This is a genomic window from Pseudomonas sp., assembly GCF_050739655.1.
In the GTDB taxonomy this organism is placed as follows: Bacteria; Pseudomonadota; Gammaproteobacteria; order Pseudomonadales; family Pseudomonadaceae; genus Aquipseudomonas.
On sequence record NZ_JBOIBY010000125.1, the window covers coordinates 1 to 1,203 of the forward strand.

A 1,203-nucleotide genomic window follows, 5' to 3' on the forward strand; every position below is an offset into this window, starting at 1 on the left:
GCGTACCCGACCGAATTCCCGTACTTCACCGACATGGGGATGGACACCAACATCACCAAGATCGATAAAGTCGACGACCACACCGTCAAGTTCACCCTCAAGGAAGTTGACGCCGCGTTCATCCAGAACATGGCCATGAGTTTCGCTTCGGTACAGTCTGCCGAGTACGCTGCCCAGCTGCTCAAGGAAGGCAAAGCCGCCGACATCAACCAGAAGCCGGTTGGCACTGGTCCGTTCGTGTTCAAGAGCTACCAGAAAGACTCCAACATCCGCTACACCGGGAACAAGGACTACTGGAAGCCTGACGACGTGAAGATCGACAACCTGATCTTCGCCATCACCACCGACCCGTCGGTACGTATCCAGAAGCTGAAGAAGAACGAGTGCCAGATCACTCTGTTCCCTCGTCCGGCCGACCTGAAGGCGCTCAAGGAAGATAAAACCCTGAAAGTGCCTGATCAGGCTGGTTTCAACCTGGGTTACATCGCCTACAACGTGATGGACAAGATCAAGGGTGACGACAAGCCGAACCCGATGGCCCAACTGAAAGTGCGTCAGGCACTGGACATGGCCGTCAACAAGCAGCAGATCATCGACTCGGTTTACCAGGGCGCCGGCCAACTGGCCGTCAACGCCATGCCGCCGACCCAGTGGTCCTACGACACCACCATCAAGGATGCACCGTACAACCCTGAGAAAGCCAAAGAGCTGCTCAAGGAAGCCGGTGTGAAGGAAGGCACCGAAATCGTTCTGTGGGCGATGCCGGTACAGCGTCCGTACAACCCGAACGCCAAGCTGATGGCAGAAATGCTGCAGTCCGACTGGGCGAAGATCGGTATCAAGGCCAAAATCCAGAGCTACGAATGGGGCGAGTACATCAAGCGCTCCAAAGGCGGCGAGAACGGCGCGATGCTGATTGGCTGGAGCGGCGACAACGGTGACCCGGACAACTGGCTGAACGTGCTGTTCGGCTGCGACTCCCTGCAAGGCAACAACTTCTCCAAGTGGTGCGACAAGAAGTTCGACGGCATCGTGAAAGAAGCCAAGCGCACGACCGATCAGGCCAAGCGCACCGAACTGTACAAGCAGGCGCAACACGTCCTCAAAGACGCAGTTCCAATGACACCTATCGCTCACTCGACGGTGTTCCAACCTATGCGCGACAACGTGCAGGACTTCAAGATCAGCCCATTTGGCTTGAAC

Annotated in this window: 1 protein-coding gene; it reads left to right on the top strand. The window is 56.6% G+C overall.

Annotated features, from left to right (window positions below; translation table 11 throughout):
- On the top strand, positions 1–1,203 hold a 1,203-nt coding region (locus ACRESJ_RS06545), incomplete at both ends, for an ABC transporter substrate-binding protein (RefSeq protein ID WP_431757187.1).